This is a genomic window from Janthinobacterium sp. SUN176 (assembly GCF_030587335.1).
Lineage (GTDB): Bacteria > Pseudomonadota > Gammaproteobacteria > Burkholderiales > Burkholderiaceae_D > Janthinobacterium > Janthinobacterium kumbetense.
Genome location: NZ_JAPWIA010000001.1, coordinates 3335488 through 3355533, shown reverse-complemented (window position 1 = coordinate 3355533; position 20046 = coordinate 3335488). Strand labels below are relative to the sequence as shown.

15 protein-coding genes are annotated in these 20046 nt (G+C 63.3%); 12 read left to right on the top strand and 3 right to left on the bottom strand.

Annotation, left to right across the window (positions count from 1 at the left end; genetic code table 11):
- The first annotated feature begins 171 nt into the window (after window positions 1-171).
- The 3 genes from aceE (at window position 172) to lpdA (ending at window position 6422) form a co-directional block, all read left to right on the top strand.
- Window positions 172-2868 (top strand): pyruvate dehydrogenase (acetyl-transferring), homodimeric type, encoded by a 2697-nt coding sequence (gene aceE / locus O3299_RS15155; protein ID WP_251350656.1) that lies wholly within the window; start codon window positions 172-174, stop codon window positions 2866-2868.
- A gap of 94 nt (window positions 2869-2962) precedes the next feature.
- A complete protein-coding gene (gene aceF / locus O3299_RS15150) occupies window positions 2963-4627 on the top strand; it encodes a dihydrolipoyllysine-residue acetyltransferase (protein ID WP_305062610.1) in 1665 nt (554 codons plus the stop codon).
- 10 nt (window positions 4628-4637) lie between these two features.
- Entirely contained in the window at window positions 4638-6422 is a 1785-nt protein-coding gene (gene lpdA / locus O3299_RS15145) for a dihydrolipoyl dehydrogenase (protein WP_305062609.1), read from the top strand.
- A 195-nt stretch (window positions 6423-6617) separates the two neighbouring features.
- Here lpdA and O3299_RS15140 read toward each other — a convergent pair whose 3' ends face one another.
- A complete protein-coding gene (locus O3299_RS15140) occupies window positions 6618-6794 on the bottom strand; it encodes a hypothetical protein (RefSeq protein ID WP_305062608.1) in 177 nt (58 codons plus the stop codon).
- A 234-nt stretch (window positions 6795-7028) separates the two neighbouring features.
- Here O3299_RS15140 and O3299_RS15135 point away from each other — a divergent pair, with 234 nt between their 5' ends.
- The gene (locus tag O3299_RS15135; protein WP_305062607.1) at window positions 7029-8204 is read left to right on the top strand and encodes a hypothetical protein; all 1176 of its coding nucleotides are present in this window, start codon (window positions 7029-7031) and stop codon (window positions 8202-8204) included.
- Between the two features lie 23 nt (window positions 8205-8227).
- Here O3299_RS15135 and O3299_RS15130 read toward each other — a convergent pair whose 3' ends face one another.
- Complete coding sequence (locus O3299_RS15130) at window positions 8228-8947, bottom strand: TetR/AcrR family transcriptional regulator (protein WP_289903832.1); 720 nt, start codon at window positions 8945-8947, stop codon at window positions 8228-8230.
- A gap of 144 nt (window positions 8948-9091) precedes the next feature.
- On the opposite strand from O3299_RS15130, the gene O3299_RS15125 reads away from it, so the two are divergent.
- The 3 genes from O3299_RS15125 (at window position 9092) to O3299_RS15115 (ending at window position 13419) form a co-directional block, all read left to right on the top strand.
- Complete coding sequence (locus O3299_RS15125) at window positions 9092-10285, top strand: HlyD family secretion protein (RefSeq protein ID WP_305062606.1); 1194 nt, start codon at window positions 9092-9094, stop codon at window positions 10283-10285.
- A 6-nt stretch (window positions 10286-10291) separates the two neighbouring features.
- On the top strand, window positions 10292-11890 hold the full coding sequence (locus O3299_RS15120; RefSeq protein WP_077408028.1) for a DHA2 family efflux MFS transporter permease subunit: 1599 nt from the start codon (window positions 10292-10294) through the stop codon (window positions 11888-11890).
- 62 nt (window positions 11891-11952) lie between these two features.
- A complete protein-coding gene (locus O3299_RS15115) occupies window positions 11953-13419 on the top strand; it encodes an efflux transporter outer membrane subunit (RefSeq protein ID WP_305062605.1) in 1467 nt (488 codons plus the stop codon).
- A gap of 9 nt (window positions 13420-13428) precedes the next feature.
- Here the strand turns inward: O3299_RS15115 and O3299_RS15110 are convergent, their stop codons facing one another.
- A complete protein-coding gene (locus O3299_RS15110) occupies window positions 13429-14346 on the bottom strand; it encodes a LysR family transcriptional regulator (RefSeq protein ID WP_099666778.1) in 918 nt (305 codons plus the stop codon).
- 111 nt (window positions 14347-14457) lie between these two features.
- Between O3299_RS15110 and O3299_RS15105 the strand changes: the two genes are divergently transcribed.
- The 5 genes from O3299_RS15105 to O3299_RS15085 all read left to right on the top strand — a co-directional run bounded on the left by O3299_RS15105 (window position 14458) and on the right by O3299_RS15085 (window position 20032).
- Complete coding sequence (locus tag O3299_RS15105) at window positions 14458-15057, top strand: short chain dehydrogenase (RefSeq protein WP_305052974.1); 600 nt, start codon at window positions 14458-14460, stop codon at window positions 15055-15057.
- A gap of 112 nt (window positions 15058-15169) precedes the next feature.
- Complete coding sequence (locus O3299_RS15100; RefSeq protein WP_305052973.1) at window positions 15170-16903, top strand: hypothetical protein; 1734 nt, start codon at window positions 15170-15172, stop codon at window positions 16901-16903.
- Window positions 16904-17056: 153 nt separating this feature from the next.
- Window positions 17057-17749 carry a hypothetical protein gene (locus tag O3299_RS15095; protein WP_305052972.1) on the top strand — a complete coding sequence of 231 codons (693 nt, stop codon included), beginning with the start codon at window positions 17057-17059 and terminating at the stop codon, window positions 17747-17749.
- Between the two features lie 104 nt (window positions 17750-17853).
- On the top strand, window positions 17854-18585 hold the full coding sequence (locus tag O3299_RS15090; RefSeq protein ID WP_305052971.1) for a BON domain-containing protein: 732 nt from the start codon (window positions 17854-17856) through the stop codon (window positions 18583-18585).
- Between the two features lie 154 nt (window positions 18586-18739).
- Entirely contained in the window at window positions 18740-20032 is a 1293-nt protein-coding gene (locus O3299_RS15085) for an MFS transporter (protein ID WP_251350666.1), read from the top strand.
- The last annotated feature ends 14 nt before the right edge of the window (window positions 20033-20046 follow it).

Below are 20046 nucleotides of genomic sequence, written 5' to 3'. Positions count from 1 at the left end.
ATTTCATAGGGTGATTTCACAATGCGAAATGCTATATCGTAATTTGAAAAATAGTAAATACGCTGTTAGAATCCCCACACTAAACCGACTTAATAGTAAATAATCAGCGAAATACCGTCCGACAGCGATCCGGAAAATCGGGGTGGGGCGTTCACAAAGGAGACTCAACAGATGTCAGCTCAACTGAACCAGGTAACGACACAGATCGGCACCGACCCGGATATGCAGGAAACCAAGGAGTGGCTGGACGCGCTCGAAGCCGTGCTGGAAAATGAAGGTCCGGAACGCGCGCATTACCTGATGGAGCGCATGGTTGACCTGGCCCGCCGCCGCGGCGCGCAGATCCCGTTCTCCAGCACCACCGCCTACGTCAATACCATCCCCACCAAGCAAGAAGCACACTGCCCCGGCAACCTGGAATACGAAGAGCGCCTGCGCTCGTGGATGCGCTGGAACGCCATGGCCATGGTCGTCAAAGCCAACCGCGCCGACGGCGACCTGGGCGGCCACTTGTCCTCGTTCGCTTCGCTGGCGAACATGCTGGGCATCGGTTTCAACCACTTCTGGCACGCGCCGACGGCCGACCACGGCGGCGACCTGCTGTACATCCAGGGCCACTCCTCGCCCGGCGTCTACGCGCGCGCCTTCCTCGAAGGCCGCTTGACGGAAGAGCAAATGCTGAACTTCCGCAAGGAAGTCGACGGCAAGGGCCTGTCCTCGTATCCGCATCCGAAGCTGATGCCTGACTTCTGGCAGTTCCCGACCGTGTCGATGGGCCTGGGCCCGCACATGGCGATCTACCAGGCGCGCTTCCTGAAGTACCTGCACGCACGCGGCATCGCCAAGACCGACAACCGCAAGATCTGGGCTTTCTGCGGCGATGGCGAGATGGACGAGCCGGAGTCCTTGGGCGCGATCGGCCTGGCCGCGCGCGACATGCTCGACAACCTGGTCATCGTGGTCAACTGCAACCTGCAGCGCCTGGACGGCCCTGTGCGCGGCAACACCAAGATCATCCAGGAACTGGAAGGCGAATTCCGCGGCGCCGGCTGGAACGTCGTCAAGGTCATCTGGGGCCCGGGCTGGGACGCCCTGCTGGCACAGGACAAGGAAGGCATCCTGCAGCGCGTGATGATGGAAACCGTCGACGGCGAATACCAGAACTACAAAGCGAAAGACGGCGCCTACGTGCGCAAGCACTTCTTCGGCAAGCATCCGAAGCTGCTGGAAATGGTTGCCAACATGACGGACGACGACATCTGGCGCCTGACCCGTGGCGGCCACGATCCGCACAAGATCTACGCGGCCTTCAAGATCGCCCAGGAACACAAGGGCCAGCCGACCGTCCTGCTGGTGAAAACCATCAAGGGCTACGGCATGGGCAAGTCCGGCGAAGCGCGCAACACGGCGCACCAGACGAAAAAACTGGACGACGAAGCCATCCGCGAAATGCGCGACCGCTTCTCGCTGCCGATCCCGGACGACAAGCTGGCCGACATCCCGTTCTTCAAGCCTGCCGACGATGCGCCGGAAATGGTCTACCTGCACGAGCGCCGCAAGGCCCTGGGTGGCTACCTGCCGCAGCGCCGCCAGAAGTCGGAAGAAACCCTGCCCGTGCCTGGCCTGGACGCGTTCAAGAACGTGCTGGAAGCGACGCCTGAAGGCCGTGAAATCTCGACCACGCAAGCGTTCGTGCGCGTCATTTCGACCCTGCTGAAAGACCCGAACCTGGGCCAGCGCGTCGTGCCTATCCTGGTCGATGAATCGCGTACCTTCGGCATGGAAGGCCTGTTCCGCCAGATCGGCATCTACAACCCGAAAGGCCAGTTGTACGAGCCGGTCGACAAAGACCAGGTCATGTACTACCGCGAAGACAAGGCTGGCCAGATCCTGCAAGAGGGCATCAACGAAGCGGGCGGCATGAGCTCGTGGATCGCCGCGGCGACGTCGTATTCGACCAACGACCGCATCATGATTCCGTTCTACACCTTCTACTCGATGTTCGGCTTCCAGCGCATCGGCGACCAGGTGTGGGCTTCGGCCGACATGCGCGCCCGCGGCTTCCTGATGGGCGGCACGGCCGGCCGCACGACCCTGAACGGCGAAGGCTTGCAGCACGAAGATGGCCACAGCCATATCTTCGCCGCGACCATCCCGACCTGCATGCCGTACGATCCGACCTTCAGCCATGAAGTCGCCGTCATCATCCAGGACGGCCTGCGCCGCATGATCGCCAACCAGGAAGATGTGTTCTACTACATCACGATCATGAACGAGAACTACGCCCAGCCAGGCATCAAGCCAGGCCAGGAAGAAGGCATCCTGAAAGGCATGTACAAGCTGCAGGAAGGCCCGGCGGACGCCAAGCTGCGCGTACAGCTGATCGGTTGCGGCACCATCCTGCGCGAATCGATCTTCGCCGCCGAATTGCTTGCCAACGACTGGGGCGTGGCTGCGGACGTGTGGTCGGCGCCGTCGCTGACCCTGGTGGCCCGCGATGGCCAGGATGCGGAACGCTGGAACATGGTCAACCCGTCGAAAGAGCAGCGCGTGCCATACGTGACGTCGCTGATGCAGGACACGGACGGCCCGATCGTCGCCACGACCGACTACATGCGCGCGTTTGCAGAACAGATCCGCGCCTTCATGCCGAAGGGCCGCACTTATAAAGTGCTCGGTACCGATGGCTTTGGCCGCTCGGACAGCCGCGCCAAGCTGCGCGAGTTCTTCGAAGTGAACCGTTATTATGTCACCGTGGCCGCGCTCAAATCGCTGGCTGACGAAGGCAAGATCGACGTGTCGGTGGTGGAGCAGGCGATCGCCAAGTACGGCATCGACGCGAACAAACCGAATCCGGTGACCCAGTAATCGTTGTGCGGACCCGATGATGCCAGGACGGTGCGAAAGTGCCGCCCTGGCGTGTGTGCGGGTCCATCTGACAAATAAAATAACGGAGCAAGCTATGAGCATTGTGGAAGTCAAAGTCCCGGATATCGGCGATTTCAAGGAAGTCGAGATCATTGAACTGATGGTCAAGCCAGGCGATACGGTCAAGGTCGACCAATCCCTGATCACGGTCGAATCGGACAAGGCCAGCATGGAAATTCCATCGAGCCACGCCGGTGTCGTCAAGGAATTGAAAGTCAACGTGGGCGACAAGATCGCCGAAGGCTCGTTGGTCCTGCTGCTGGAAGTGGCGGACGACGCCTCGGTCCCGGTATCGGCGCCAGGGCCTGCCGCTGCCGCCCCTGCACCGGCTGCTGAAGCTGCACCAGCCGCCGCGCCGGCGCCTGCCGCTTCCGGCGCGCCGGCCCTGGTCGAGGTGACCGTGCCCGATATCGGCGACTTCAAGGAAGTCGAAGTCATCGAACTGATGGTCAAGGTGGGCGACAGCATCAAGGTCGACCAGTCGCTGCTGACGGTCGAATCGGACAAGGCCAGCATGGAAATTCCATCGAGCCACGCCGGTATCGTCAAGGAATTGAAAGTCAAGGTCGGCGACAAGGTGGCCAAGGGTTCGCTGGTGCTGGTCGTGGAAACGACCGGTGGCGCCGCTCCTGCCGCTGCCGCCCCGGCCGCAGCGCCGGCGCAAGCCGCCGCCGCACCAGCCGCCGCCGTCGCTTCGGCGCCGGTCGCCGCTGCTGCACCTGCTGCTGCCCCAGTCGCCACCGCCCCTGCCGTCAACGGCAAGCTGGCGCACGCGTCGCCTTCGATCCGCAAGTTCGCGCGCGAACTGGGCGTGGACCTGGCCCGCGTGGGCGGTTCCGGTCCGAAGGGTCGGATCACCCAGGAAGACGTGCAGAATTTCGTCAAGGGCGTGATGTCGGGCGCCGTCGTCGCGCCGAACGCGCCAGTCGCTGCCAAAGGCGGTTCGGGCGTGGGCCTGGACCTGCTGCCATGGCCGTCGCTGGACTTCAGCAAGTTCGGCACGACCGAATTGCTGCCGCTGTCGCGCATCAAGAAAATCTCGGGTCCGAACCTGCACCGCAACTGGGTCATGATCCCGCACGTCACGCAGTTCGACGAAGCGGACGTGACGGACCTGGAAGCGTTCCGCGTCGACACCAACGCGGCCAATGCGAAGAACAAGGATGCGGCCAAGCTGACCATGCTGGCCTTCGTCATCAAGGCCTCCGTCGCCGCGCTGAAGAAATTCCCCGCGTTTAACGCTTCGCTTGATGCCAAGGGTGAAAACCTGATCCTCAAGCAGTACTACAACATCGGTTTCGCGGCCGACACGCCGAATGGCCTGGTGGTGCCCGTGATCAAGGGCGCGGACCAGAAGTCGGTCTCGCAAATCGCCCGCGAAATGACGGAACTGTCGCTGCAGGCGCGCGAAGGCAAGCTGAAACCGGCCGACATGCAGGGCGCCAGCTTCACGATTTCGTCCCTGGGCGGCATCGGCGGCACGCACTTCACGCCTATCGTCAATGCGCCGGAAGTGGCGATTCTGGGTCTGTCGAAAGCCTCGATCAAGCCGGTATGGGATGGCAAGGCCTTCCAGCCGCGCCTGATGATGGGCACTTCGCTGTCCTACGACCACCGCGTGGTCGATGGCGCGATGGGCGCGCGATTCTCCGTGTACCTCGGTGAAGTCCTGGCCGACATGCGCAAAATTCTGCTGTAAGGAGCGATTGATGAGCACAGTAGAGGTAAAAGTACCGAATATCGGCGACTTCAAGGAAGTCGAAGTCATCGAACTGATGGTCAAGGTCGGCGACACCATCAAGGTGGACCAGTCCCTGATCACGGTCGAATCGGACAAGGCCAGCATGGAGATTCCATCGACCCACGCGGGCATCGTCAAGGAAATCAAGGTCAAGGTCGGCGACAAGATCGCCGAAGGCAGCGCGCTGCTGGTGGTGGAAGCAGCTGAAGGCGCGGCGGCAGCGGCACCGGCAGCCGCTCCTGCGCCTGCAGCAGTGGCTCCGGCGGCTGCCCCAGCGGCAGCACCGGCAGCCGTTGCCGCCATCCCGGCCGGCAATTACAGCGGCCAGGTCGACATCGATGTCGACATGATGGTGCTGGGCGGCGGTCCTGGCGGCTATTCGGCGGCGTTCCGCGCGGCCGACCTGGGCATGTCGACGGTCATCGTCGAACGCTACGCCACCCTGGGCGGCGTGTGCCTGAACGTAGGCTGCATCCCGTCGAAGGCGCTGCTGCACGTCGCTTCCGTCATCGATGAAACGGCGCACATGTCGAACACGGGCGTGACGTTTGCCAAGCCGACCATTGATATCGATCAGGTACGCAAGTACAAGGAAGGCGTAATCTCGAACATGACGGGCGGTCTGGCCGGCATGGCCAAGGCGCGCAAGACGCAAGTCGTCACGGGCGTGGGCCAGTTCCTGTCTGCGAACCACATCGAGGTGACGGCTACCGACGGCTCGAAAAAAGTCGTGCAGTTCAAGCAAGCGATCATCGCCGCCGGTTCGTCCGTGGTGAAACTGCCTTTCGTGCCGGAAGATCCGCGCATCGTCGATTCGACGGGCGCGCTGGAATTGCGCCAGATCCCGAAACGCATGCTGGTCATCGGCGGCGGCATCATCGGCCTGGAAATGGCGACCGTCTATTCCACCTTCGGCGCGCGCATCGACGTGGTTGAAATGATGGATGGCCTGATGCAGGGCGCGGATCGCGACGCCGTCAAGGTGTGGCAGAAGTTTAACGTGAAGCGCTTCGACAACATCATGACCAAGACCAAGACGGTGGCCGTCGAGGCGTTGCCGGAAGGCATCAAGGTCACGTTCGAAGCGGCTGAAGCGGGTGCCACGGCGCCGGCGCCGCAGATCTACGACCTGGTGCTCGTCGCCGTGGGCCGCAGCCCGAACGGCAAGAAGATTGCCGCCGACAAGGCCGGCGTGCAGGTGACGGACCGCGGTTTCATCAACGTCGACAGCCAGATGCGCACCAACGTGCCGAACATCTTCGCCATCGGCGACCTGGTGGGCCAGCCGATGCTGGCGCACAAGGCCGTGCATGAAGGCCACGTGGCAGCGGAAGCTGCTGCGGGCCAGAAGTCGCACTTCGACGTCAAGGTGATCCCGTCGGTCGCCTACACGGATCCGGAAGTGGCATGGGCCGGCATCACGGAAGACGAAGCGAAAGCCAAGGGCATCAAGGTCGAGAAGGGCCACTTCCCGTGGGCAGCTTCCGGCCGCGCCGTGGCCAACGGCCGCGCCGAAGGCTTCACCAAGCTGCTGTTCGACGCGGAAACGCACCGCATCATCGGCGGCACCATCGTCGGCACGCATGCGGGCGACATGATCGGCGAGATCGCGCTGGCCATCGAAATGGGCTGCGACGGCACCGACATCGGCAAGACCATCCATCCTCACCCGACCCTGGGCGAGTCGATCGGCATGGCCGCCGAAGTGTACGAAGGCGTGTGCACGGACTTGCCGCCGCCGCGCAAGCGCTGATGCTGTAGCCGTACCTTGTTACACTCAAAAACCCGCAAGCGATTGCGGGTTTTTTATTGGAGCGGGCTACCACCCGCACCCGACCCTGCGTGAATCGATCTGCAGGTTGAAAAAAACCGCCGAAGTGTACGAAGGCGTGTGCACGGACTTGCCGCCGCCGCGCAAGCGCTGATGCTGTAGCCCTACCTTGTCACACTAAAAAAACCGCAAGCGATTGCGGGTTTTTTTATATCCCTTGATCCTGGCAGCGTAAACCGCAGATGGGGCGTGGCGGATACGCCCCATGTGAAAATTGGTGAGTATTGCCGTATGGAAAAAGTGGCAGAATGGAGGTCTGTCACCATGTTCTTCTTTTTGCTGCAATGGAAGCATGTGATTTTCCAGGAATGTTGCCAGCGTGGGGTTCGGTCAAGTTCCGCTGTACCGATGAGAGCCTGCCCCGGTGGATGAATGCATCCCCTGCTGGCGCCCCTCGGAAGCGGGGACTGCGGTGATCGTCGTCGCGTGGCTCGCCCCGCGTGCTCCTCACGCCTTGTCCGTGCTCCTGATGAATTGCCAGCAGAAGACGCTCCCTACTGGGATAGGCCCCAAGAAAGTTTTGCAACAATGAAAAAATTTACCGCCCTCCATATTGCCGATGTCCGTTTGCGCCGGGCCGATGAGCAAGAGCAAGCCGTGATGCTGCATGCCTTGTACCAGGATGTGGCCGCTATCCTGGCGGCGGGCAAGAGGATCGATGCGATTTTCTTCACGGGCCAGCTGGTGGCGCCCGACGCCTGTGCCGACACGACGCCCGTGTATGTCTACGAATATTTCCTGCGCCCCTTGCTGCAGGCGGCCAGCTTGCCCGGCGCGCGGTTCTACCTGGTGCCGGGCAGTCGCGCGCAGGGTGTCGCGGCGGCGGCGCTGGGCAATGCCGGCTTCAGCTTTTTCTCCGCCGATGAGCATGCCAGTGCCGAGCAGCGCGCACACTACAAGAATATCCACGCCGTGTTCCATGGCCACCAGCATACGGGCGATGCCAGCTCGCTGATGAAGTCGCTGGGCATCTTGTTCAAAAGCAATCCCGGCAGCCTGTACGGTGCGCATGGCCAGATGGCGGCGTTTGCCGTACTCGAGTTCGGCGCGGATGCGGCCGCGGCCGATGACGGCAAGGCAGGCACGCAGTGGACGGTGTCCCTGCGCGAATTCGATGACGTGAGCAAGAACTTCGCCCTGTCGGTGCTGTACACGCCGAATGGGCAGGAAACGGGGCAGGTGGATGCCGAGTATGTGTTTGCCACCTTGCTGCCGCAACTGGCAGGCGAGCGCGCCTATCTCGATGGCTTGCTGGGCATGGCGGGCGCGCCGCAGCGCGTGGACGCCGGCGCGGCTGCCGATGCGCGCGAATTCCTGATGGAGCTGGCGTTCGTGATGTTCGAAGCGAAGACAGTCTTCCTCAGCGCGGCGGAGCTGGAACGCTTTGCCGGCGACTATTGTGGCGTGAAGGGCTGGAGCATGGCGGCCGGGGACTGGCTGGCGCCGTTGTATGCGCATGGCTTGCTGCTGCGGGCCGATGGCCAGGTGGCGTTTTCCTTCGATTACTTCCGCACGTATTTCCTGGCGCAGCGCTTTGAAACGTCGTTCGACCTGATGCGCTATGGCCCCGAGCGCTACGATGGAAGTGAGTCTTCACTTAGTCTCGATGGCGCATCGGCGGCCCAGCCTTTCCTGCGCGCGCTGGGCTTGAACGATGAACACGCCGACGCGGCGGCGATGGAAGACTGCAGCCGCCCCGGCTGACCTGGCGGGTCAGCCGTCCCGCGTCAGTCCGCCAGCGGCTGGCGCAGGGTGCCGCGCAGGAACAGGTCGAGACTGACCGTCACCTTGGCGCGCAATTGCGCCACGTCCGGTTGCGCCTGCGGCGGGAACAGCAGGCGCGACATCTGGTCGCCCAGCAGGCAATTGAGCAGGTGCAGCGCCAGCATGGACGGCGTCAGTTCTGCGCGGAACAGGGGCGCGATGTCGGGTCGGCTGAAAAACTTGACCAGCATCTCGCGCGTCTGCCCCGGCCCCACCTTGTAAAACGTTTCCGCCAGTTCCGGGTGCGTGGCCGCCTCGGCCACCACCATGCGATTCAGGCGGATCGCCGCCGGCATGGTGACGAGCTGCACGAACAGCAGGCCGAACTCGCCCAGGATGGTGGGCAGGGGCCGCATATCCGTTTCCAGCGCCGGCATGGTCGAGAAGTAGGCGGCGCGGCGCAGTTCCACCACGGCATTGAACAAGCCCGACTTGCCGCCAAACTTCACATAAATCGTGCGCACGGCCACGTGGGCTTCGCGGGCGATCATTTCCAGGCTGACCTTTCCATACCCCTTTTCCAGAAACAGGCAACCGGCCGTGTGCAGCAGGTTTTCCATGCGCGCTTCCATGTCGGCCGCGCGCGGGCGGCCGGCTGGCTTGCCGCAGCAGGAAAGCTCCTGGGCAGCTTCGTCGGATTCTTTATCGGTTGGCAAGGTATCGCTGAGGCCGGGATCGGGCATGGTCTGGGTCTCTTTATAAGTGGGAAGGTAAGTGATGGCTCACACTGTAGTGCAAATTAAAATGAAATGCAATCGTTTCATTTCTTGACTTTGGCTTTTCTTTGCCCAATAATGAACCTACATCATTTCATTTCCGGAGCGAGTATGTCCAACCAGCCAGGCCAAGCAGAGCACAAGGTGCTGAGCGCCGTCCCACCCGCGGCCCCGGCCGCACCTTCCGCGCCTGCCGCTTCCGCCAGCTCCGCAGCACCGAATAACCGCGTGAAAATCATTGCCGGCCTGATCGTCCTGGTCGCCCTGGGCGCCGGCGCGCGCATGTGGTACCGCAGCCACTACTTCGTGGAAACGGAAAACGCCTATGTGGCCGGCCACGTGCATCCCGTCTCGGCGCGTATTTCCGGCGTCGTCACCAAGGTCTTCATCGACGACAATCAAATCGTGAAAGAGGGCGACGTGATCGCCGAACTCGACCCGTTCGACCAGCGCGTGAAAACCGAGCAGATCGCCGCGCAGATCGCCAGCGCCGAACAGCAAGTGCTGCAGGCGGACGCGCAGATCGCCCAGGTGCAGGCCCAAGCCAGCGGCGCCCAGGCGCAAGTGGCGCAAGCGGACGCGCAACTGCTGCGCGCGAAACAGGATGCGGAGCGTTATGGCCAGCTGTACACGAGCCAGATGAAAGCCGTTTCGAAAGCGGAACTCGACGCGGCCAATGCGGCCCGCTCGAGCGCCGTGGCCGACCTGGCCGCCCGCCGCGACAGCGCTTCGGCCGCCAAGGCGCAGATCGGCGCCGCCCAGGCCGCGCGCGACGTGGCCAAGGCGCAAGTGGCCGTGCTGCGCGTGCAATTGAAGGACGCGGAACAGCAGCTGCAATACAACCGCATCCTGGCGCCCGTCGCCGGCCGCATCGGCAAGCGCAACGTGGAAACGGGCATGCGCGTGCAGCCTGGCCAGCAATTGACGGCCATCGTGCAAGACAACGTCTGGGTCACCGCCAACTTCAAGGAAACGCAGCTGGCCGACCTGCACCGCGGCCAGAGCGTGCACGTGACGATCGACGCCATGCCGGGCAAGAAACTGGTGGGTACCGTGGACAGCTTCGCCCCTGCCTCGGGCGCGCAGTTCGCCCTGCTGCCGGCCGATAACGCCACCGGCAACTTCACCAAGATCGTCCAGCGCGTGCCGGTGAAAATCGTCTTCCAGCCGGAAGACATCAAGGCCATGAATGGCCGCCTGGTGCCAGGTATGTCGGTGATCGCCGAAGTGGAAGTGAACCAGCCCGTGTCGGAAAAGGATGCGCGCCACGCCGCCGCTCCTGCCGCCCGGACCGCCACCCGCTAAGCTTCCATGAGCAGCTCCTCCACCACGCTGGCGAAGCCGCCAGCGTTTCCCGTGATCGACGAGAAAGTCTCCGGGCGCACCTGGCTGGCGGTCGCCGCCGGCATGCTGGGCGCCTTCATGGCGGTGCTCGACATCCAGATCACGAACTCCTCGCTCAAGGACATCCTTGGCTCGCTGTCGGCCACCCAGGAAGAGGGCTCGTGGATTTCCACGGCCTACCTGGTCGCCGAAATTATCGTCATTCCCCTCACCGCGCTGCTGGCGCGCGTGTTCGGACTGCGTACCTACATGATCGGCACCACCGCCTTCTTCCTGCTGTTCTCCACCCTGTGCGGGGCGGCCTGGAACCTGGAAAGCATGATCGTCTTCCGCATGCTGCAAGGGTTTACGGGCGGCGCGCTGATACCCATGGCGTTCACCCTGGTGATGCTCAAGCTGCCGGCGTCGAAGCGCGCCGTCGGCATGGCCATCTTCGGCCTGACGGCCACCCTGGCGCCGGCCATGGGCCCGACCCTGGGCGGGTATCTCTCCGAGCTGTATGGCTGGCCTTCGATCTTCTACATCAACTGGGTACCGGGCGTGCTGCTGATCGCCGGCATGATCTATGGCCTGGACAAGGAGCCGATGCAACTGAAGCTGTTCTGGAAAGCCGACTGGCTGGGCATCTTCTTCATGGCCCTGGGCCTGGGTTGCCTGACCATCTTCCTGGAAGAGGGCAATTCGAAGGACTGGTTCGACTCGGGTTTCATCATCGCCTTCGCCGCGCTGGCCCTGACGGGCATCCTGGGCTGGGTCGTCACCAGCGCCACGCGCGCCGAACCGTTCGTCAACCTGGCCCTGTACGGTCAGCGCAATTTTCTCGTCGCCACCGTGCTGTCGGCCGTGACGGGCATGGGCCTGTATGGTTCGGCCTTTTTGCTGCCCCTGTTCCTGGGCCAGATCGCCGGCTATTCGCCGATGCAGATCGGTGAAGTCATCATGTGGGTGGGCTTGCCGCAGCTGTTCATCATGCCGTTTGTCGCCAAGCTGTCGTCGAAGGTGGACAACCGCATCCTGTGCTCGTTCGGCCTGCTGCTGTTCGGCGGTTCGTGCATGATGAATGCCTACATGGACGCTTCCACCGGCTACGACCAGTTGCTGTGGTCGCAGGTGGTGCGCGCGCTGGGCCAGCCCTTCGTCATGCTGACCCTGTCGAACTTCGCCATGAAGGGCATCGCGCCGAAGGACATGGCGTCCGCTTCGAGCCTGTTCAACATGACGCGCAACCTGGGCGGCTCGATCGGCATCGCCCTGCTGGCCACCGCCCTGAGCACCCGCGAGCACTTTCACTCGCAGCGCCTGGGTGAAGCGATCAACGCGTATTCCAGCGCCACGCAGCTGCGCATCGACCAGTTGACGTCCTCGTTCATGGCCAAGGGCTATGACGCCGTCACGGCCGGCAACCAGGCCTTGCAGGCGATCGACGGCATCGTGCGCCGCGAAGCGTATGTGATGGCTTACAACGACGGCTTCTTCCTCGTCGGCGCCATCCTGCTGGCGTGTATCGTGCCCCTGTGGCTGGCCGACAAACTCAAAGCCCCCGGTGGCGGTGGCGGCGGTCATTGACCGCGCACAGGCCGCACGTGCAGCACCTCAAGAACAAGAAGGTACACATCATGAACACAGTTATGACCAAAATCGCCGTAGCCGCCTCGCTGGCCGTGCTGCTTGCCGCCTGCGGCACCGTGGGCCAGGATTTCAAGGCGCCCGCCAATCTGGCCGGCATCGACACGGCCACGTTCCGCCACGGCGCGGGTAGCGCGGACGCCGCGCAATTGCCGGCCGAATGGTGGAACGTGTTCGGCGACGACACCCTGAACCGGCTGGAACAAGCCGCGCTGCGCGACAACCCGAGCGTGAAAGCGGCCGGCGAACGCCTGCTGCAGGCGCTGGCGCAAAGCGGCACGGCGCGCGCCAACCAGGGCCCGAGCGTGAACGTCAGCACGGGCATCTCGAACTCGCGCACCTCGGCCAATACCTCGCAGGGCCTGGCCCTGGGCAACCGCTCGATCAGCGGCAACAATTTTTCCGTCGGCGGCACGCTGTCGTATGAAGTCGACTTGCTGGGCCGCGTCAAACGCATGGTCGAAGCGGCGGACTCGCAGGCGCTGGCGGCGCAGGCGGACCGCGACGGCGTGTTGCTGATGCTGTCGGCGCAAGTGGCCAGCAATTACTGGCAGCTGCGGGGGCTGGATGCGGAAATGGCCATTTTGAACGGTGCGCTCGATACGCGCCGCGAATCGGCGCAGCTGGTCGAGGCGCGCTTCAACGCGGGCCTGACGAATGAGCTGGACCTGGCGCGCGCGAAAGTGGAACTGTCGAACGCGCAAGCCGACCTGCATGAAGTCAAGCGCCAGCGCAACCAGCTGGAAAACAGCCTGGCTACCCTGACGGGCAAGCCGCCGTCGGCGCTGCAACTGCCGGTGGCCGCCGAACCCTCGTCCTTGCCGCTGCCGCCAGGTATCCCTGTCGGCTTGCCTGCCAGCCTGCTGGCGCACCGCCCGGACCTGGTTTCCAGCGTGGCGGGCCTGCGCGCGGCGAATGCGCAGGTGGGCGTGGCCGAAGGCGCGTTTTACCCATCGCTGCAATTGACGGGCAATTTCGGCTATGCGTCCGAAAAGCTGCGCGATCTGGCGCAGGGCGGTTCGCGCCAGTTCAGTTTTGGTCCGCTGGCCCTGTCCCTGCCCATTTTCGACGGTGGCCGCAACCAGGCCAACCTGGATTTGTCCAAGGCGCGCTATGCGGAAGCCGTGGCGAATCATGAAACCAAGCTCCTGACGGCCTTGCGCGAAGTGGAAGACGCCTTGTCCGACGTGGAGCAGCGCCAGTTGCAGGGCGACGCGCAGGCCCTGTCGCAGGCAGCGGCCGCGCGCGCCTACCTGGTGGCGCGCACGCGCTATGAACGCGGCATCTCGACCTACTTGGACGTGACCGATGCGCAGCGCAGCTCGCTGGCTGCGGACCGCGCCGCCGCGCAGATCAAGACCCAGCGCCTGCTGGCGACGGTCGCCGTGGCCCGCTCTTTAGGTGCCGGGTGGCAGCCGGACGGCGAGCTGGCCAAGCTGGCGTCGGCGCCCGCCGCAAAGGCCAACTAAGCTTCCCGGTTACGTGAGCGTGGCCGGCGGCGGTGTCGCCGCCGGCCCGTAGCGTTCCAGCAGAAAATCGATGAAGGTCGTCAGCTTCGGCGTGGGCTGGCGGTCGCGCGCATACACGAGGTGCATGGGGCGCGGCGCCGGCACGTAGTCGGCCAGCAGCGGCACCAGCTTGCCGGCGGCGATATCGCCGGCCATCAGGATTTCCGCCTGCATGACGATGCCGAAGCCGTGCAGGGCCGCCACGCGCAGCGCCTGCCCATTGTTCGAACGGAAGCGGCTCTCGCGCACGGGGCTGCCGTCGTCGTCGCCGCTCCTGGCCAGGCGCCAGCGCACATGGCGCGTCCACTGCATGAAGTCCAGGCATTCGTGGCGCGCCAGATCGGCCGGCGTATGCGGCGTGCCGTGTCTGGCCAGGTAGGCGGGCGCGGCGCAGATCACCATCGCATACGGCCGCAGCGCGCGCGCCACCATGGCGGAATCTTCCAGCTTGCCGATGCGGATGGCGGCGTCGAATCCTTCTTCCACGAGGTCCACCGTCCTGTCGTTCAGGTTCAATTCCAGGCTCACTTCCGGATACGCATCGAGGTAGTCGGCCAGCAGCGGCGCGATGCACTCGCTGCCGAACGACACGGGCGCCGTGATCTTCAGCTTGCCGCGCGGCGCCGTGCGCATGGCTTCCGCACCCCGTTCGGCCGCATGGATGCTGGCCAAAATCTGGCGGCACTGCTCCACATATTGCTGGCCGATTTCCGTCAGGCTTTGCCGCCGCGTCGTGCGCGCCAGCAGCCGCGCGCCCAGCCGTTCTTCCAGGTATTTGATGTGCTTGCCCACCATCACGGGCGAAATCTGGAATGCCTCGGCGGCGGCCGTGAAACTGCCCGCATCGACGACGGCGACAAAAATTTCCATGCTGCGCAATTTATCCATGGCGCCTTTATTGCAAACTGTAGATTAGTAATCTTGTAAATTCTAGCGTATTTATTCCTTTTTGTAAGCGGCGCATACTGGCTCCATCGTTCAATCAGACAAGGAAGCATCATGAAAATCGTTATCATCGGCGCCAGCGGCACCATCGGCACGGCCGTCGCCGCCCAACTGGCGCAACGCCATGAAATCATCGAGGTGGGCAGCCGCAGCGGCACGCACCAGGCGGATATGGGCGACATCGCGCAAGTGCGCGCCCTGTTCAAGCGGCTCGGCAAGGTCGATGCCGTCGTCGTCACGGCCGGCAAGCTGCATTTCGGCCCGCTGGCCGAATTTACGCCCGAGCAATTCCAGCTGGGCCTGGACAGCAAGCTGATGGGCCAGGTCAACGTGGCGCTGGTGGCGCAGGAATACCTGAACGACGGCGGCTCGATCACGCTCACGAGCGGTATCGTGGCCGACCAGCCGATCCGCTTCGGCACGGCCGCCACCATGACCAACGCGGCCGTGGAAGGTTTCGTACGGGGCGCCGCCATCGAGTTGCAGCGCGGCGTGCGCATCAATGTCGTCAGCCCCACGGTGCTGGAAGAGTCGCTGGAGTCGTATGGCCCCTTCTTCTACGGCTTCGAACCGGTCGCCGCCAGCCGCGTGGCCCTGGCTTACAGCCGCAGCGTGGAAGGTGCACAGACGGGGCAGGTGTACAAGGTCTGGTAAGCCGCTTGCCATGCCATGGGGGCAGGTGGGACAATCGCAGGCTGAACAAGGAAGCGGCCGCGCCGTGATGGTGCGGGGCGCTTGCTTGCTGTGAACCATACACCGAGGCCCCATGAAAAACATCCTGATTCCCCTGCTGATGGCCGCTGCCGTCGGCAGCGCCTGCGCCGCGACGCCAGCCGCCGCACCAGCCACCCCGGCCACCGCGCAACAACTGACCAGCATGAGCGCCCGCTATGCGCCCGTCGCCCTGACGGCCGATGTCACGCACCTGTCCGCAGGCGACCGCCAGGCCATCGCCAAGCTGGTCGAGGCGGCCAAGCTGGTCGACGTGCTGCAGCTGCGCCAGCGCTGGTCCGGCAATGAAGCGCTGTGGGCGGCCTTGAAGAAGGACAAGTCGGCCCTGGGCCAGGCCCGTCTGAACTATTTCTGGATCAACAAGGGGCCCTGGTCGGTGCTCGACGCCCACGCCTCCTTCATGCCGGCCAGCTATGCCGGCATCGCCATTCCCGCGCACAAGCCGGAAGCGGGCAATTTCTATCCGCAGGGTGCCACCAAGGCCAGCCTGGAAACGTGGATGAATGGCTTGCCGGCGGACGACAAGCAGCAGGCGCAATGGTTTTTCACGACCATCCGCGCGGGCAAGGACGGCAAGTACCACACAGTAAAATATTCGGATGAATACAAGGTGGAACTGAAGCAATTGGCCAAATTGCTCGACGAAGCGGCGGCCGCCACGGACAATGCATCGCTGAAGAAATTCTTGACCCTGCGCGCCAAGGCTTTCCTTGACAACGACTATCTGCCGTCCGACTTCGCCTGGATGGACCTCGATTCGCCCGTCGACATCACCATCGGCCCGTACGAAACGTATAACGACGAGCTGTTCGGCTACAAGGCCGCGTTTGAAGCCTACGTGAACATCCGCGACCAGGCGGAAACGCAAAAGCTGAACTTCTTCGCCAAGCACATGCAGGAGCTGGAAGACAACCTGCCGCTCGACGCCCAGTACCGCAACCCGAAAGTGGGCGCGCTGGCGCCCATGGTGGTGGTCAACCAGGTGTATGGTGCGGGCGACGGCAACATGGCCGTGCAGACGGCGGCCTACAACCTGCCGAACGACGAGCGCATCATCAGCGCGCGCGGCTCCAAGCGCGTCATGCTGAAAAACGTGCAGGAAGCCAAGTTCAAGGCCACCCTGACGCCGATCTCGAAACTGGTGCTCACGCCCGAAGCGCAGCAGGACGTGGATTTCAATTCCTTCTTCACGCACATCCTCGCGCATGAAATCATGCACGGCCTGGGCCCGCACGCCACCATCGTCGACGGCAAGCCATCGACGCCGCGCCAGGACTTGAAGGAAGCGTATTCCACCATCGAAGAAGCCAAGGCCGACATCACGGGCCTGTTCGCGCTGCGCTACATGATGGACAAGGGGCAGCTGAACGATACCCTGGGCCAGGGCGACGTGGCCGAGCGCAAGCTGTACAACACTTTCCTCGCCTCCGGTTTCCGCACCCTGCATTTCGGCTTGACGGATTCGCACGCGCGCGGCATGGCCATCCAGATGAATTACATCCTCGACAAGGGCGGCTTTGTGTCGCTGGGCGATGGCAAGTTCGGCGTCGATTTCAGCAAGATCAAGCAGGCCGTGATCGACCTGGATCGTGAATTCTTGACCATCGAGGCGACGGGCGACTATGCGCGCGCGCAAGCGATGATGAGCAAATACGTGGTCATCCGCCCGGAAGTGCAAGTGGCGCTCGACAAGATGAAGGCCGTGCCGAACGATATCCGTCCGGAATTCGTCACGGCCCGCGCGCTGGACAAGGCGGCGAAGAAATAAGCCCGAGCTTGATTATTGTCAGTGTGAAAAGCCGGCGCCTTTGCGCCGGTTTTTTTTCGTCTTTATTTATGAAAAGTTGCCAGTTTTTCCTTGTGGAAATATCCGTGCCGCTTACCCTGCAATGGTTGCTGCCCCATTTGTCCTGTCGACCCCATGCCCAATCCGCTCTTGCTGATGAGCTTGCTCATCGCCCTATCTCCTTTGCCCGCCGTGGCTGCCGCCAGTCTCACGGATCTGGAAGTGCGCTGGCTGCAGGCGGGCCAGCCCGTGATCGCGTTTGCGCGTGCGCAAGGTTTGCCCATCGATATCATCGTCCAGCCGCAGGAGGCCCCCGGCGCCGTGCCGCTGGCGCTCGGCTACGCAGCCGGGCGCTGCAAGCTGGTGCTGTCCTTGCGCGGCAATGCGCAGGCGGAGGGTATCTTGCAAGATGTCTTGCCCGCACGCCAAGGTGTGATGATCGAAGCGATGACGGCGCATGAGATCGGCCATTGCCAGCGCTACGCGCAGGGCGACTGGCATGCCTTGCCGCGCGGCTTTGTCGAGCCGCTCAGCATGCAGCGGGGCAAGTTGACACCGCTGGCGCAGGAACTGCGCGAGACGCGCCGCGAAGAGGGCTATGCGGATCTGGTGGCCCTGGCCTGGATGCATGCACGCCACCCTGGGCAGTACCAGGAGGTGCTGGCCTGGATGCGCGGCGTGCGCGCGGCTGGCGAGGCCGTGGATGGTTCGCACGCCACGCAGGCATGGCTGGCGCTGGCCGATGGCGCGGGTGCATTTGATGACTCCGCTTCACCATTTGAACAGGCGCAAGTATTGTGGCGGAAGGGCTTGAGCAGCGACAAATAAACATGATTTTTTCCGCGGATGGCCTGTCAGCGTGTGCTGTCGCACGGAGCTTTGCGCGCGGCAGGGGTCTAATCTGGGCATCAATTAACCAGAGAGGAACCATCATGAACAAAATGATCGCACTCATGCTGGCCGCCAGTGCCAGCGCCTTGCTTGCCGCCACGCCCGCGTATGCGCAGGATGCCTCATACAAGAGTTTGACGGACAAGGCATCCAGTGATTACAAGCAGGCCAAGGCCGCCTGCGACAGCCATAGCGGCAACGCGAAAAAAGTCTGCGTGGAAGAAGCCAGGGTGGCGCGCGCCAAGGCCGATTCGGACGCCGTGGCCCAGTACCGCAACACGCCGCGCGAGCTGGGCAAGGCCCGCAAGGACGTCGCCAATGCCGAGTATGACCTGGCCAGGGCCAAGTGCGGCGACCGCACTGGCGCGGATAAAACCACGTGCATGAACGATGCCAAGGCAGCGAAAACGGCCGCGCTGGCTGATGCCAACACGGGCGCCAGGGCCGGCACCAATGTGGCGCAAAATCCGCCCGCCACGACGAAGGAAAATTGCGACGCCATGGATGCGACGGCCAAGGCCGCCTGCGTGACGCGCAACGCGGCCGGCAGCACCAAGACGGCCGTGGCCGACTCCGTCATCACCACCAAGATCAAGGCTGACCTCGTCAAGGACAATGACTTGAAAGCGCTCGATGTGCACGTGGAAACGGTGAACGGCGTCGTCATGCTCAGCGGCTTCGTGCCTTCCCAGGCGCAAGTGAAAAAAGCGGCCGACCTGGCCCGTGGCGTGGAAGGCGTGACGGATGTGAAGAATGGCTTGAAAGTGAAGTAAGCGCATTTTGCACAGGCGTTAAAGCCAGGACTGGAGCCGCACGCAACAGTGCAGCTCCAGCTTTTTTTGATTGTATAAATTATGATCATCATATAAAATGGGGGAAGCCCGCCAGCAGGCGGCGCTGGGCTAACTCTTTTCTCATGGGGACTGCATGCTTTCCTATCCTTTTTCGCAATGGCTGGAGCGGCGCGGCATGCACTTTGCTTGGGTCATCGTCGCCATCACTTTTCTCACGGCATTAACCTCGTCTGCCGCGCTGGGCTTGCCGGGCGCGCTGATGCAACCGTTGAGCCGAGAATTCGGCTGGGATGCGGAGCAGATTTCCTCGGCCCTGGCCGTGCGCTTCGTGCTGTTCGGTTTGATGGGCCCGTTTGCCGCCATCCTGATGGAGCGCTTCGGCTTGCGCAATATCATCTGCGTGGCGCTGGGCCTGATCGCCGCCGGCATGCTGCTGGCCACGCGCATGACGCAGTTCTGGCACCTGGTGGCCCTGTGGGGCATCTTGCTGGGTCTCGGTTCGGGCATGACGGCGCTGGTTCTGAGCGCCGTGGTGGCGAACCGCTGGTTCGAGACGCACCGGGGCCTGGTGGTGGGCGTGCTGACGGCCAGCTCGGCTACGGGCCAGCTGCTGTTCCTGCCCGTGGGCGCCTGGCTGATCGAGCACTACGGCTGGCGCACGGCCGTCATGCCCGTGTTTGCCGCCTGCGCCATCGTCGCCGTGCTGGCTTTCCTGTGCATGCGCAACCGTCCGCAGGATGTGGCCTTGCGTCCGTATGGCGCCGATCCGGCCACGCCGCTGGCGCCACCGCCAGCAGCGAAGATGACGTTTGCCACGCCCTTTTTGATCTTGCGCAGTGTTGCCGCGAATCGCACCTTCTGGATACTGTTCGGCACCTTCTTCATCTGCGGCCTCAGCACCAACGGCTTGATCCAGACGCATTTCATTTCCCTGTGCGGCGACTCGGGCCTGTCCGCCGTGCCGGCCGCGTCCGTGCTGGCCATGATGGGCGCCTTCGACCTGTTCGGCACGATCCTGTCGGGCTGGCTGTCGGACCGCTATGACAACCGGAAATTGCTGTTCTGGTACTACGGCTTGCGGGGCTTGTCGCTGTTCTGGCTGCCGTATTCGGAATTCACCTTGTACGGCCTGTCGCTGTTTGCCATGTTCTACGGCCTGGACTGGATCGCTACCGTACCGCCCACCGTCAAATTGGTGGGGGCCACGTTCGGCCGGGAGCGGGCGGGCATGGTGTTCGGCTGGATCTTCGCCGGCCACCAGCTGGGCGCCGCCGTGGCCGCGTATGGGGCGGGCCGTATCCGCACCCTGATGCTGACCTACAACCCGGCCCTGTTCGCGGCCGGCGCCGCCTGCCTCGTGGCCGCGCTGATGGTGCTGGCAATTCAACGCCAGAAGGCGGCCGTGGCCGCCGCCCAGCCCGCATGAAAAAAGCCAGGCCC